The sequence below is a fragment of the Vibrio sp. CCB-PB317 genome, assembly GCF_022808245.1.
Taxonomy (GTDB): Bacteria; Pseudomonadota; Gammaproteobacteria; order Enterobacterales; family Vibrionaceae; genus Vibrio; species Vibrio diabolicus.
The window spans coordinates 453435-468011 of sequence record NZ_JALGNU010000003.1 but is presented as its reverse complement, the minus strand read 5'-3'; the positions used below and the strand labels follow the sequence as shown (position 1 = coordinate 468011).

At 45.0% G+C, this 14577-nt stretch carries 12 protein-coding genes; 3 read left to right on the top strand and 9 right to left on the bottom strand.

The features are described from left to right. Nucleotides 1-5: 5 nt before the first annotated feature. The 9 genes from bamA to rpsB all read right to left on the bottom strand — a co-directional run bounded on the left by bamA (nucleotide 6) and on the right by rpsB (nucleotide 10022). A complete protein-coding gene (gene bamA, locus MTR11_RS19330; protein WP_006741664.1) occupies nucleotides 6-2420 on the bottom strand; it encodes an outer membrane protein assembly factor BamA in 2415 nt (804 codons plus the stop codon). A 44-nt stretch (nucleotides 2421-2464) separates the two neighbouring features. After that, entirely contained in the window at nucleotides 2465-3823 is a 1359-nt protein-coding gene (gene rseP, locus MTR11_RS19325) for a sigma E protease regulator RseP (protein ID WP_085344093.1), read from the bottom strand. Further along, complete coding sequence (gene ispC / locus MTR11_RS19320; protein WP_243328224.1) at nucleotides 3823-5028, bottom strand: 1-deoxy-D-xylulose-5-phosphate reductoisomerase; 1206 nt, start codon at nucleotides 5026-5028, stop codon at nucleotides 3823-3825. Before ispC ends, rseP begins: the two co-directional genes overlap by 1 nt. Before the next feature lie 50 nt (nucleotides 5029-5078). Further along, on the bottom strand, nucleotides 5079-5921 hold the full coding sequence (locus MTR11_RS19315; RefSeq protein ID WP_048625888.1) for a phosphatidate cytidylyltransferase: 843 nt from the start codon (nucleotides 5919-5921) through the stop codon (nucleotides 5079-5081). Between the two features lie 12 nt (nucleotides 5922-5933). Further along, nucleotides 5934-6689, bottom strand: a complete 756-nt coding sequence (locus MTR11_RS19310) for an isoprenyl transferase (protein ID WP_006741661.1) — start codon at nucleotides 6687-6689, stop codon at nucleotides 5934-5936. A 96-nt stretch (nucleotides 6690-6785) separates the two neighbouring features. Further along, a complete protein-coding gene (gene frr, locus MTR11_RS19305; RefSeq protein ID WP_005380330.1) occupies nucleotides 6786-7343 on the bottom strand; it encodes a ribosome recycling factor in 558 nt (185 codons plus the stop codon). A 99-nt stretch (nucleotides 7344-7442) separates the two neighbouring features. Continuing rightward, nucleotides 7443-8168, bottom strand: a complete 726-nt coding sequence (pyrH, locus tag MTR11_RS19300) for a UMP kinase (protein WP_005380329.1) — start codon at nucleotides 8166-8168, stop codon at nucleotides 7443-7445. A gap of 147 nt (nucleotides 8169-8315) precedes the next feature. Beyond that, complete coding sequence (gene tsf / locus MTR11_RS19295; RefSeq protein ID WP_012841502.1) at nucleotides 8316-9161, bottom strand: translation elongation factor Ts; 846 nt, start codon at nucleotides 9159-9161, stop codon at nucleotides 8316-8318. Between the two features lie 132 nt (nucleotides 9162-9293). Then, entirely contained in the window at nucleotides 9294-10022 is a 729-nt protein-coding gene (gene rpsB, locus MTR11_RS19290; protein WP_012841501.1) for a 30S ribosomal protein S2, read from the bottom strand. Between the two features lie 384 nt (nucleotides 10023-10406). On the opposite strand from rpsB, the gene map reads away from it, so the two are divergent. The 3 genes from map (at nucleotide 10407) to MTR11_RS19275 (ending at nucleotide 14544) form a co-directional block, all read left to right on the top strand. Next, a complete protein-coding gene (gene map / locus MTR11_RS19285) occupies nucleotides 10407-11285 on the top strand; it encodes a type I methionyl aminopeptidase (protein ID WP_005380326.1) in 879 nt (292 codons plus the stop codon). A 108-nt stretch (nucleotides 11286-11393) separates the two neighbouring features. Then, entirely contained in the window at nucleotides 11394-14018 is a 2625-nt protein-coding gene (gene glnD, locus MTR11_RS19280; RefSeq protein ID WP_104974891.1) for a bifunctional uridylyltransferase/uridylyl-removing protein GlnD, read from the top strand. 142 nt (nucleotides 14019-14160) lie between these two features. Next, nucleotides 14161-14544 (top strand): DUF3461 family protein, encoded by a 384-nt coding sequence (locus MTR11_RS19275; protein WP_005380322.1) that lies wholly within the window; start codon nucleotides 14161-14163, stop codon nucleotides 14542-14544. Nucleotides 14545-14577: the final 33 nt, after the last annotated feature.

Genomic DNA, 14577 nt, shown 5'->3' with positions numbered 1-14577 from the left:
CCTCTTTAGAAAGTTCTACCGATAGTGAATGTGAAGAACTCTTCATCATCGCCATCAAATTTCTTAATTGGTTTCGCTAGTGAGAATACTAGTGGCCCCATTGGAGACATCCACTGCAACGCCGCACCGTAAGAAGAGCGGTAGTTGGTTGGATCTGAGTAATCGTAATAGTAACGGTCACCATATTCCGCACCTGAATCGCGATAGTCAAACTCAGTATCCCAAACACTTGCCATATCAAAGAAGATACTGGTACGAATTTGGTTTTGTACTTCCTCTGATGCGAACGGCGTTGGAACAATCAACTCGACACTCGCTAGCGCCACGGCGTTACCACCGACAGAGTCATCTGTTGCTGTATCTGCACCATTGTTTGAGCCTGATGTATCACGGTAAACCGCTTTAGGGCCAACAGAGTTTGAACCAAAGCCACGAAGTGATGTAAAGCCACCTGCGTAGTAGTTTTCGTAGAATGGGAACAAGTTATCGTTACCATCCGTTTGGCCGTAACCGTTGCCGTAACCTAAGCGACCACGGAACAAGAGGGTAAACTCGTGCTTTTTAGTCAATGGCACATACTGGCGAACATCGTACTGCATTTTGAAGTATTGAACGTCAGAGCCAGGTACGGTCATTTTATAGAATGCACGCTGATGGTTACCTGCCGTAGGGAAATAGCCACGGTTTAAGTTATTACGTGTCCAAGAGATATTGAAGTCGAAGTCGTTTGTGTTCAACGCTCCACTAGAATCAATGTTGTCTGCTTGTGCTCGTAAGAACTGCTCTACCTGCAAGTAAGGCGATAAGTTACCGATCTTGTTGTGCGTATAACCGACACCGAATTCAAAACGGTTCAACTCATCGAATGGGAAGCCCCACGTTAAGCTCGCGCCATAGCTTTCGTTGGTATAGTCAACGATATTGGCTTCTTTAGCTTCAAATTCGTTATAGAAAACCTTACCACCTAAGCTTACACCGTCTAAGTTCCAGTACGGATCACGGTAATCTAGACTGATATTTTTCTGGTAGTCATTCATCATCGCGTTGATACCAACACGGTTACCGCTACCAATAAAGTTATCTTGTTGCAGGCCAACCTGGAAGCTCACACCCGATTCTGTACCGTAGCCAACACCGAAGTTAACGCTACCAGAGTTCGCTTCTTTGACAGAGTAAACTAGGTCAACTTGATCATCACTACCAGGAACTCGAACCGTCTGTACTTCAACATTTTCAAAGTAGCCCAAACGATTTAGACGAGTTTTACCCGTTTCAATCGATTTCGAGTTCAACCAACTGCCTTCCATCTGACGCATTTCACGACGAAGGACTTCATCTTTGGTTGAGTTATTACCCGTGAAGCGAATATCACGGACATAAATTCGGTTACCCGGGTCTACGTTAACGACCAAAGAAACTTCTTGATTCTCGTCGTCAAACTCAGGAATGGTATTCACTTGAGGATAAGCATAACCGGACTCACCAAGCACACGCTTAATCCCTTCTTCCATTGAAGTAACCAACGAGCCGTTGTATGTCTCATTGTCTTCAAATGGTACAAGTCGTTCGAACGTCGCTTCCTCACCAATCAAATCACCACGGAACTTTACGTCCTTGACGGTATAAACCTCTCCCTCTTCTAAGCCAAGAGTAATGTATACCCCTTTCTTGTCAGGAGAGATTGCAACTTGTGTCGAATCAACGTTAAATTTTAAGTAACCGCGGTCCAGATAGAATGATTTGAGCGCTTCAATATCACCTGCAAGCACTTGTTTTTGGTACTTTTCGTCAGACAGGAAATTCCACCACGGCACATCAACATTCAAGTTAAAACGAGAAAGAAGGTCCTCATCGCTGAAAACTTCATTGCCGATAAAATTGATTTGCTGAATTTTTGCCGACACGCCTTCAGTAAAGACAAACTTTAGGTCAGAACGGTTACGTGGCAGTGGAGTTACCACAGCTTTTACTGTGGCGTTGTATTTACCTACGCTGTAGTAAAAGTCTTCTAAGCCTTTTTCAATGTTGCTTAGCGTGGTGCGGTCAAGCGCTTCGCCTTCACGAACACCAGATGCGTTCAGGTTTTCTTGTAGCTGCTCGTCCTTGATTGCTTTGTTACCAGAAAATGAGATGCTGGCAATGGTAGGACGCTCTTTGACTTGAACCATCAGAACGCCGCCGTCACGTAACACTTTCACATCTTCAAAGTTACCAGATGCATACAGTGCACGGATAATCTCTGCAACATCGCCTTGGCCAATGGTATCACCGACACGTACAGGCATTTTCAACAACGCAGCACCCAGTGCTACACGCTGCAATCCATCGATTTCAATATCTTGAACTACGAAGTTCTCTGCTCCATTTGCAGATACACTGGTAGCCAGTAAACTTGCAAATAGAATTCGCTTAATCGCCATACTTGTTCTAATTATTCCTTGCTACTGCTTTTGTCTCTGAACTATCACAGACGAGTAAAATCATTAAATAGCGCTAACGCCATGAGCGAGAAGATGATCGCACCACCAATTCTAAAGCCCATTTCCTGCACTCTCTCAGGAACGGGACGTCGAATGACTGCTTCAATTGCAAAAAATAACAAATGACCGCCATCCAACATTGGTAAAGGAACGAGATTAATAATACCTAGGTTAACACTAATTAGAGCGAGAAAACCTAAAAAGTAGACCAAGCCATAATCAGCCGTCGCACCTGCGCCTTTGGCTATTGATATTGGACCACTCAGATTATTCAGACCAACGTCACCAACAATCAATTTCTTAAGCATGCTGATTGTCAAGCCAATGACTTGGCCGGTTTTGTCTACCGCCTTACCTACTGACTCGAATACACCAAACTGAAGGTCGAAGCGATAACTTTCTGGCCATTCTGCGACTTTAGGTGCAATACCTGCAAAACCAACGACTTCTTTGTTAGCTAGCTCACGGCTACCAGGCGTCAGCGTTAATGTTTGCTCATAGCCCTGACGCAATACCGTTAATTCAATCGGTGTATCAGGATTAGAGCGAACCGCTTCAACAACTTGCTTCCACTCCGTGATGCGTTGTTCACCAATAGCGACAATCTCATCACCTGGAAGCACACCTGCTTTTTCCGCCGCTCCACCTTGCGAAACCTGTTCGATAACGCGATACACCTCCGGTGTATACGGCGCAAAACCTAATGACTGCATCGCAGACTGAGTTTCAGGGTCGAACTCCCATTCGCGCAGATCGAGCGTTTTCGTTACTTCTGAACCAACTTCATTCGCTGACGTCAGTGTTACTGTCATCAAATCATCGCCAATATGAGAAATCAATCCCATATTTACCGATTCCCAATCCGGAGTTTTGATACCAGATATCGATTTAAGTTCCATTCCAGATTCAATTCCGGCTTCTGCGACGATCGAATTGGGCGTAACTTCACCAATTACTGGCTTAACTGCTGGGATACCAATAAGAAATACGAGCCAATAGGCGAAAATTGCGAAAAGGAAATTAAAGATAGGGCCTGCAGCAACAATAGACGTTCGCTTCCATAGCGGCTTCTTATCAAACGCTAAATGCTTCTCATGTTCTGGCACCTCATCAACACGGCTATCAACCATTTTTACATAGCCGCCGAGAGGGATCATTGAGATGCTGTACTCCGTTCCGTCTTTGCCTACCTTACTCCAGATAGACTTGCCGAAACCGATTGAAAACTTTTCAACTTTCACGCCGCAACGGCGAGCAACCCAAAAGTGCCCAAACTCGTGCACAGCGACAAGAATGCCCAGTGCGACGATAAAAGAAATGAGATTCCACAATATACCAGTCATCAGCTACGCTCGCGTATGGTTTCTAGGGCAATAGTTCGTGCCATTCTATCTAGCTCTAACAAGCTTTCCAAGCTATTCGCATTCTCAGCTTTGCAGCTTGCATTGATGTTATTCAACACAGACTCATTGATGCGAGCGATATCCGTAAAACCTAGGCTGTTATTTAAAAATGCATCAACAGCGACTTCATTCGCTGCATTCAGTGCCGTTGTTGCATGTTGACCTTCATAACAAGCGTCAATTGCTAGTTTTAAACATGGGTAACGAGCAAAATCAGGTTGCAAAAACGTCAATTCACCAATTTTCGTGAAGTCTAGTGGCTTAACCCCAGCTTCAACTCTTGATGGGTATGACATAGTCAGTGCAATAGGGGTCGCCATATCCGGCTCACCCATTTGTGCCAAAACCGAACCATCGCGGTATTGAACCATTGAATGAATAACAGACTGCGGATGAATAATAACCTTTAGCTGCTCGCGAGCCGCATTAAACAACCATTTAGCTTCGATATACTCCAAGCCTTTGTTCATCATCGTGGCTGAGTCAACGGAAATCTTTGGTCCCATCGACCAGTTCGGATGGGCGATCGCCTGTTCAGGAGTCACCTTTTCCAGTTCTGCGATGTCAGTGTAACGGAAAGGACCACCAGAACCAGTCAGCAAAATATGAGAAATGCCATGTTCTTGTAAATTACAACGACCTAAATTGGTTTGTACTTGCTGTGGTAAGCATTGGAAAATAGCATTGTGTTCACTATCGACGGGAAGTAGCTCCGCACCAAACTCTTCTACGGCATCAATAAATAACTGGCCTGACATGACCAATGCTTCTTTATTTGCCAACAATACTCGCTTACCAGCTTTCACGGCAGCCATGGTAGGTAGTAGACCAGCTGCTCCGACAATAGCGGCCATCACACTGTCAACTTCGTCCAATGAAGCAATATGGCATAGAGCATCCACACCACCTAATACTTCGGTGCTTGGAGAAACCAAATGTAACTCAGATTGGAGTTGAACCGCTGCGGCTTTGTCCGCCATGACCGCGTATTTAGGTTGCCACTGACGACATAGCCCGATCATCTTTTCAACGTTGGTGCTTGCCGCTAAGGCAACGACAGAAAACAGCTCTGGGTTTTGTTCGACCACTTTAAGCGTGCTTGCACCAATGGATCCAGTAGCACCAAGAATCGTTAACTTTTGCATGTTGTAAGACCGTTAGAAAGCTCAGGAGCGACAATGCCGCTCCTGATAAATTAGAATACGTAGTAAAGAAGAGCAAAAACTGGGAATGCTGCGGTTAGGCTGTCAATACGATCGAGCACACCGCCATGTCCTGGGATAATGTTGCTGCTGTCTTTAATGCCTGAGACACGCTTGAACATACTTTCCACCAGATCGCCGAGCACTGATATAACAACAGTAACCAACGTAATCAACACCATATGGACAGGACTGGAGAACTGGATATCAAACCAATCAGCAAATGCCCACGCCACGATCAATGCCGTGATAATGCCGCCAATAAGCCCTTCAATGGTTTTATTCGGACTGACATGTGGCGCCATTTTACGTTTGCCTAAGCTTTTGCCTGCAAAGTAAGCACCGCTATCTGCAGCCCATACCAAGAAACAAACGTATAACACGAGCTTTGCTCCGTGGTATGGATCTACCGTAATGTCATGAGCTCTAAGAATAACTACACTCCAAAGGAATGGAATTAATGTCAGAAAACCAAACACATGGCGTAAAACAAAATTATTTTGCCAAGATTTCGTCGTTTTGGGATAAGTAATCGCCATTAAGCTAGCAATAATCCACCAAACAAAACCAAGGCCCAGCACAACATAATGAGGCGTTGCTAAATGGTTGAGGCTATGTGCGTCAGGCGAAATATATAGAAAACTAAGTCCGGTAACAATGACTGCCGGAACGAGGGCAGCAAAGCGAGAGTTGCTTCCTGTAAATTGAGTCCACTCCCAAAAACCTAATAGGGTAATTGCAGTTAAAGCGGCAATAAAGCCCATTAGGGGTAATTTAAAAATGCCTAAAATAACCAGGGGAGCTAAAATTAGTGCTGTTATTATTCTCTGTTTCAAACTAACTAGTCCTTATTGAGCTGCCATCAATGCCTTTATTTGTTCACCTGTACAGCCAAAACGACGTTCTCGATTGATAAACCAAGTTACAGCTTCAACTAAGCTGTCTTCGTCGAATTCCGGCCAATACTCGGGTGTAAAGTACATTTCTGCATAAGCCATTTGCCACAACATAAAGTTGCTGATGCGACACTCTCCACTGGTACGAATCAAAAGATCCACTTCAGGTAAGTCTGCCATGGTCAAATGCTCAGTGATTAGCTGCTCATTGATATCCTCTACACGAATCTCACCGTTACGTGCTTTTAACGCTAACGTTTTGGCCGCTTCTGTGATGTCCCACTTACCGCCATAATTGGCTGCAATGTTGATCACCATCCCCGTGTTACCTGCCGTTAGATTTTCAGCTTCTACAATCTTCTTTTGTAGACGCTCACTAAATCGACTGGTATCACCGATCACGCGCAACCGTAAATTATTTTTGTGTAGTTTTTTTACTTCACTAGACAGGACCGTGATAAACAGTTCCATCAAAAGACCCACTTCTTCCTCCGGACGACGCCAGTTTTCACTACTAAAAGCAAATAGCGTCATGGCTTTAATGCCAAGCTTTGAAGCAGCAGCCACGGTCTTACGAACGGCATTAACGCCTTTTTTGTGACCAAATACGCGAGGTTTTCCTTTGGACTTAGCCCAACGGCCATTACCGTCCATAATGATGGCAATATGCTTAGGAAGGGAATCAGAGAAGGCTTGAGAATTTTGCATAGGGAGTTAATTGAGTTCCATCAGTTGGATAGACTAACATAAAAAAACGCTGAGCTGTGAGCACAGCGTTTTCCAACAGTGATGTGTGTGGGAGTATTAAACTTCCATCAACTCTTTTTCTTTTGCAGCAAGAACTTCATCGATCTTCTTAACTGCAACGTCAGTTAGTTTTTGAATTTCGTCTTGTGCTTTACGATCTTCATCTTCAGAGATTTCTTTATCTTTTAGAAGCGCTTTTAGATCGTTGTTTGCGTCACGACGGATGTTACGAACAGCAACACGACCACCTTCAGCTTCACCACGAACAATCTTAACTAGGTCTTTACGACGCTCTTCCGTTAGTGGTGGAAGTGGAACACGGATGATAGTACCAGCAGACATAGGATTTAGACCAAGATCAGACGTCATGATCGCTTTTTCTACTTTCGGAGTCAGCTCTTTATCGAAAACCGTGATTGCAAGTGTACGTGCATCTTCAGCAATAACGTTTGCTACTTGGTTTAGAGGTGTTGCTGCACCGTAGTATTCTACAGAAATACCAGATAGTAGGCTTGGGTGTGCACGACCTGTACGAATTTTAGAAAGGTTGTTCTTAAGCGCTTCAACGCTTTTATCCATGCGCTCTTGCGCGTCTTTTTTGATTTCGTTAATCACAGTTTCACCTTAAAAATGTCATCTTTCCTGAAGAAAGCCTAAAACGGTTGAGCAAAGCAAACGCCACCCTAACGCTTTGGGTGGCACCTTGGGACAAGCTTATTCGTTGATTAGCGTGCCTTCTGCTTCGCCCATAACCACGCGACGTAGTGCGCCTGGCTTGTTCATGTTAAATACGCGGATTGGCATTTTGTGGTCACGAGCTAGCGTAAACGCCGCCAAGTCCATCACTTTCAGCTCTTTATCCAGAACTTCTGCGTAAGATAGCTTATCATACAGCTCTGCGTCTGGGTTTGCTACAGGGTCAGCAGTAAATACACCATCAACTTTCGTCGCTTTTAGTACAACATCCGCTTCGATTTCAATACCACGTAGGCAAGCAGCAGAATCCGTTGTAAAGAACGGGTTACCCGTACCAGCAGAGAAGATGACAACACGGCCTTGGCGAAGCTCACGGATCGCATCAGCCCAATTATAGTCGTCACATACGCCTTTTAGAGGAATGGCAGACATAACGCGCGCATTCACGTATGCACGGTGAAGAGCATCGCGCATCGCTAGGCCATTCATTACTGTAGCAAGCATACCCATGTGGTCACCAACTACGCGGTTCATACCAGCTTCAGCAAGGCCTGCACCACGGAACAAGTTACCGCCACCGATAACTACACCAACCTGAACACCCAGTTCAACCAGTTCTTTAACTTCTTGTGCCATGCGATCAAGGACCGCAGGATCAATACCAAAACCGTCTTCACCTTGAAGAGCTTCACCACTCAGTTTTAATAGAATACGTTGATACGCTGGTTTAGGGTTCGTAGTCATGGAGTTTACCTTCCAAAGAGAGTTGTTGATTAACAGTCATGAATAGACACAAATTCAGTTATGGCTATTCATCACGGCTAATCGTTCACTGCTCATAAAAAGACCGCAGCCAAGGCTACGGTCTAATCTTTATACAGTCTCTAAGGATTAACCTTTTTGAGCTGCAGCAACTTCTTCAGCGAAGCTCATTTCTTCTTTCTTCTCGATACCTTCACCTACTTCTAGGCGAACGAATGTAGAAACTGAAGCGCCTTTTTCTTTCAGCATTTCACCTACAGTTTTCTTAGGTTCCATGATGAAAGCTTGACCTGTTAGAGAGATCTCGCCAGTGAATTTCTTCATGCGGCCAACAACCATCTTCTCAGCGATTTCAGCAGGCTTGCCTTCGTTCATTGCGATTTCAACTTGAACCGCTTTCTCTTTTTCTACTACGTCAGCTGGTACGTCTTCTGGGTTAACGAACTCAGGCTTAGAAGCAGCAACGTGCATTGCAACGTGCTTAAGAGTTTCTGCGTCGCCTTCACCAGCAACAACAACACCGATTTTCTCACCGTGACGGTAAGAAGCAATTGCAGTGCCTTGAACGTATTCTACGCGACGGATAGTGATGTTTTCACCGATTTTAGCTACAAGAGCTACACGTGCGTCTTCGAATTGTGCTTGTAGCTCTTCAACAGTCGCTTTTGAAGCTAGAGCTGCAGCTGCAACTTCTTCTGCGAATGCAGTGAAGTTACCGTCTTTAGCAACGAAGTCAGTTTGGCAGTTAACTTCAAGAAGAACAGCAACGCCGTTTTCTTCTTTGATGATGATTGCGCCTTCAGCTGCAACGTTACCAGCTTTCTTAGCTGCTTTCGCTGCGCCAGATTTACGCATGTTTTCAATTGCTAGTTCGATGTCAGCGTTTGCTTCTACAAGCGCTTTCTTACATTCCATCATGCCAGCGCCAGTACGCTCGCGAAGTTCTTTAACTAGAGCAGCAGTTACAGTTGCCATTCTGTATTCCTCGTTTGATTCGAAATAAGGTAAAAAACAGGGGCCTAACATTGTCGGCCCCCATTGCTAACTATAACTTAGTTTATGCTACACAAAGGTTTCACATAGACCAAGTGTGACACAGAGCCGCTATTATTCAGCTTCTACGAAACCGTCTTTTTCAGCAACTGCAGCTACGTCTTTGTTACGACCTTCAGATACTGCTGAAGCAGCAGCGTTCAGGTATAGCTGTACAGCGCGGATCGCGTCGTCGTTACCTGGGATTACGTAGTCAACGCCGTCTGGGTTAGAGTTAGTATCTACCACAGCGTATACTGGAATACCTAGGTTGTTAGCTTCTTTAATTGCAATGTGTTCGTGATCAGCGTCGATTACGAATAGAGCGTCTGGTAGGCCGCCCATGTCTTTGATACCACCAAGAGATTTCTCTAGCTTCTCCATTTCGCGAGTACGCATTAGAGCTTCTTTCTTAGTTAGTTTGTCAAAAGTACCGTCTTGAGATTGAGTCTCTAGATCTTTTAGACGCTTGATAGACTGACGAACTGTTTTGTAGTTTGTAAGCATACCGCCTAACCAGCGGTTGTTTACGTAAAACTGGTTGCTTGCGATTGCAGCTTCTTTAACAGCTTCAGATGCAGCGCGCTTAGTACCTACGAATAGAACTTTACCTTTCTTCTCGCCAACTTTAGCTAGTTCAGCTAGAGCGTCGTTGAACATTGGTACAGTTTTTTCTAGGTTGATGATATGAACTTTGTTACGAGCGCCAAAGATGAATGGCTTCATTTTTGGGTTCCAGTAACGAGTCTGGTGACCGAAGTGAACACCAGCTTTTAGCATATCGCGCATTGATACAGTTGCCATTTTAAATTCCTCTATGGGGTTAGGCCTCCACATTCCCCATAACTCCGACCAAGCTTCTGCTCAGCACCCCGGAATATGTGACGGAATGTGTGTGATTTAAAGATAAAAGGTTATTCGGATGAAGCTTGCTTCGCCGCTTAGCTTTGCTAAACGAAGAGAACAGTCCTCTATTCCGGCGCGCTTTATACCATATTTTAGCTCACTGTGGCTAGTAAAAATTATTTCTTCACCGTGCCACTTTCTCCTATTTATAAGCAAAACTTTAAACATACGATCGAATTAAGAATGATGCATATTCCTATCTGACTTGGGTTAACGCCCCGATGTCTGATAGAATGCGGCCATTCGCACGTTTACGTGCTTAGGAATAAGTAGAGAAAGCCAATGTCAATCAAGATTAAAACTGCTGAAGAAATAGAACGCATGCGCATTGCGGGCAAACTGGCCGCAGAGATTCTAGAAATGATCGAACCACACATCAAAGTTGGTGTGACGACAGAAGAGTTGAACAAAATCTGTCATGAGTACGCTCTAGAAAAAGGCGCATACTCTGCTCCGCTTGATTACCATGGTTTCCCTAAGTCGATTTGTACTTCAATCAACCATATCGTATGCCACGGTATTCCAGCAGAAAAAGACGAAATCGGTAGCAACGGTCAAATGAAGCCGGCGGTACTAAAAGATGGCGACATCTTAAACGTTGATATTACCGTAATCGTTCCAAATGACGAAAATGCGGATCTGAGCGTGCGTCCTCAAGGTTACCATGGTGACACTTCTAAGATGTTCCTAGTCGGTGATGTTTCACCTGCAAACAAACGTCTATGCATGGTTGCTCAAGAAGCACTGTATGTTGGTATGCGTACCGTTAAGCCAGGTTCAACAGTTGGTGACATCGGTACAGCTATCGAGAAATACATCAAAGAGAACAACAAAAACAACCCTCGCAACAAGTTTTCTATTGTGAAAGACTTCTGTGGCCACGGTATCGGCGATGAGTTCCATGAAGAACCACAAGTGGTTCATTACAAGAACAAAGACCGCCGCGTACTAAAAGAAGGCATGTGCTTTACTATTGAGCCGATGATTAACGCAGGTAAATTTGGTTGCTCTGTTGACGCTCAAGACGATTGGACCGTTTACACAGGCGACGGCAAGAACTCTGCGCAATGGGAACATACCATTGTTGTAACAAAAGAAGGTTGTGAAGTACTGACGCTTCGTAGCGACGATACGATTCCTCGCCTAATGAAAAACGCGTAAAGCTTACGACCACCCGTTGTTTACTATATCCCTGCTTCGGCGGGGATATTTTTTATCTGCCACAAATTTGTTAGATTGTAACTAGATTAGCTTGCACGGATGGCAAATATGACACTTCAGTCCCCTCTTACCTTTTCCGATGAACAAATCAATATCGGAGAACTCAAACAAGAGTTAGAGAAATTTAGCTCCGATCAAAACCAAGAGTTTCTCAATCATCATCCGGTAACAAGCTTGGTTTTAGCTAGGGCAGAATACATGGATCTGCTTCTGAATCGTTTGTGGCAACATTTTGGCTTCAAAGATATTTACAACATTTCTCTAGTTGCCGTGGGTGGCTATGGGCGTGGCGAGCTGCATCCGCTCTCCGATATCGATATTTTGATTCTGTCGAACAATAAACTGCCAACCGCGTTAGAAGCAAAAATCAGCGAATTCATTACGCTGTTGTGGGATTTAAAACTCGAGGTCGGACACGCTGTTCGCACCGTTACTGAATGTGCTGAAATTGGTAAAGCCGATCTAACGGTCGCGACAAACCTGCAAGAAGCGCGACTGCTGTGTGGAAGCGAGGACACCTTTCAGGCACTGAAGAAAGTCGTGTTATCAGACTCCTTTTGGCCAAGTGAAACGTTTTATCGCGCTAAAATTCAAGAGCAGCGAGAACGCCATGCCCGTTACCACGATACGACCTACAACTTAGAACCAGACATTAAGTCGACCCCTGGCGGGCTGCGCGATATTCATACATTAAGCTGGGTCGCCCGGCGTCACTTTGGTGCCACGTCATTGCTGGAAATGAGCCGATACGGATTTTTAACTGACGCAGAATACCGAGAATTGGTTGAATGTCAGGACTTCCTTTGGCGAGTGCGTTTCGCTCTGCACATGGAGCTTCGCCGCTATGACAACCGCTTGACCTTTGCCCATCAAGCACAAGTTGCGGAAAATCTAGGCTACGTCGGGGAAGGCAACCGAGGCGTAGAAATGATGATGAAAGAGTTTTATCGCACACTTCGTCGTGTGGCAGAGCTCAATAAAATGCTACTCAAACTTTTTGATCAAGCGATCATTAATGGTGGTGCGACAGAAAGTGCCGAGATTCTCGATGCCGACTTCCAACGTCGTGGCTCTTTGATTGAAGCGCGGAAACCCGCATTGTTTCAAGCTCGCCCAGAAACTATTCTGGATATGTTCTTACATATCGCGAACGACTCAACCATTGAAGGGGTGAGCCCACCAACACTACGTCAGCTGCGCACCGCGCGCCGTCGACTCAACAAATTTTTGCACACCATTCCTGCTGCGCGTGAAAAGTTCATGGCGTTATGTCGTCACCCTAATGCTCTGCATAAAGCATTCAGCCTGATGCACAGATTGGGGGTTATGGCGGCCTATTTACCGCAATGGAGCCAAATTGTTGGTCAAATGCAGTTTGACTTATTCCACGCCTACACGGTTGATGAGCACAGTATTCGCTTACTGAAACACATTAATACCTTTAGTGACCCAGACAATCATGCGAAGCACCCTATTTGTTGTGACGTCTACCCACGGATGCAAAAGAAAGAGCTGCTGATTATTGCCGCTATTTTCCACGATATCGGTAAAGGACGTGGCGGCGATCACTCTGTTATAGGCGAAGGTGAGGCTTACGACTTCTGTATTGAGCATGGCTTATCAAAGCCCGAGGCCAAACTTGTCGCTTGGTTGGTAAGGCATCATCTATTAATGTCCGTCACCGCACAGCGCCGAGACATTTATGATCCCGATGTGATTACCGAATTTGCCAAAAAAGTCAGAGACGAAGAATCTCTCGATTATCTTGTGTGCCTGACAGTTGCAGATATTTGTGCAACCAACCCAGAACTTTGGAATGCTTGGAAACGAACCTTACTCGCAGAGCTGTATTACTCTACACAACGTGCTTTACGTAGAGGGCTAGAGAATCCTGTCGATGTGCGTGAGCGAATTCGCCACAACCAACAAATGGCCTCTGCAATGCTGCGCAAAGAGGGGTTTGCCGCGCGCGAAATTGAAGTATTGTGGCAACGCTTCAAAGCTGACTATTTCCTTCGTCATACCCATACGCAAATCGCGTGGCACTGCGAACACTTACTTCGCATGGAAGATCCAACTAAGCCTTTGGTCTTGATCAGCAAAAAAGCCACTCGCGGCGGCACTGAGGTGTTTGTATATACGAAAGACCAGCCAGCTTTATTTGCGACGGTCGTGGCGGAGTTAGATAGGCGTAATTTTAATGTACACGACGCGCAAATCATGACCAGCAAAGATGGGCACGTGATTGATACCTTTATGGTGCTCGATCAACATGGCGAAGCGATTGATGAGTCCCGTCATGCCGCGGTGATTAAGCACCTCACCCATGTACTGGAGGCGGGCCGACCAACCAAGATTAAAACGCGCCGTACTCCGAACAAACTTCAGCACTTTAATGTGAAAACCAAAGTCGACTTCTTACCAACCAAAGGTAAAAAACACACTTTAATGGAGTTTGTCGCGCTAGACACACCGGGGCTGTTGGCCAAAGTAGGCCGTACGTTTGCTGATTTAAATATCAACCTTCACGGTGCCAAAATCACCACCATTGGTGAGCGAGCAGAAGACTTGTTTATTTTAACCAGTGATGCAGGGGGAAGATTAAGTGAAGAACAGCAAGATGAGCTAAGAGAGAGATTGATCGAAAAGTTATCTGATGAGGTCGCAGCTTAGATCAAACCTGCCAATCTTTTCGGTTCAGGGCGAGAGCGATCTTGCCCACAAGTTAAGCATTTTGGCTAAATATCAGCTATCTAGCTCATACATTGGCTGCTACAGTTATATCAATATCAATTCGATGTAATAGAGGTAGCCTATGTATCCCCACCTCACTGGTTTGGGTATTCACGACCCTAAGCAGATTGAACGTTATTCCCTACGCCAAGAAGCACACAAAGACGTGCTCAAGATCTATTTCCACAAGCAAAAAGGCGAGCTGTTCGCCAAAAGCGTTAAATTCAAATACCCGCGCCAAATCAAAAATGTTCTTGTGGACAGTGGCAGTCACAAATATAAAGAAGTAACGGAAATCAACCGTAACCTCACATTGGTCATTGATGAACTGAATAAGATCACTAAGCCAACGAAACAACCTGAAGTTGATGTAAAAGAGAAAATTCTTTCAGACCTTCGTCATTTAGAAAAAGTCGTTTCGAGCAAGATCGCAGAGATCGAAGCAGATCTCGAAAAACTCAAGTAAAACGTTAAGTCTTAAATACTAAAAAAAGGGTTA